1 protein-coding gene is annotated in these 525 nt (G+C 38.3%); it reads right to left on the reverse strand.

What is annotated here, in order from left to right; all coding sequences use genetic code 11:
• Positions 1-84 precede the first annotated feature (84 nt).
• The coding region (locus C2M36_RS10150; protein WP_234399151.1) for a hypothetical protein at positions 85-525 on the reverse strand (441 nt) is incomplete at its 5' end.

Raw genomic sequence — 525 nt, forward strand, 5'->3', positions numbered from 1 at the left:
AAAATTGTGTTGGCTAAAATGTGAAGCGGAGCAAAACCAAGCCAACGCAATTTTGTCCACTTTAAACAGTTTGTTATGTGCAAACTAGTAAAATCTACACTGTGATTTTGGTAACTTTTGCACACTTTCTAATGAATATACAAACTTAGCAACCCGTGATTCGTCGTCGCCAATAGGCGAAAAGCATGTTGTGGTTGATGTTTTTCCTTGAACCCCAACTGTAATTTCATAAGGAAAGCTACTGACACATATTTTTTCCAAGTCACCTGAACCTGAATTGCCCTCCGCAATATCTAATTTTGCGAGTCTGACTAGTTCAGCCTTTTCTGACTTATTTAGACTCAGTGATATTATTATTTTTTCTCTGCCATCAGCACAAAGTGAGCGTTCAAATGTACTTTGAAAAGAGTCAAAATGGTCAGAGCCCACTCTAAATGAAGCGTATTCCGCCTCATTAGTGCTAGCACATGCAGTCAAAGCAATAGCAATGAAAATTAGATATATTCGCACGAAATCCCTTTGCAC

The sequence above is a fragment of the Pseudoalteromonas sp. T1lg75 genome (assembly GCF_002964705.1).
Classification (GTDB): Bacteria; Pseudomonadota; Gammaproteobacteria; order Enterobacterales; family Alteromonadaceae; genus Pseudoalteromonas.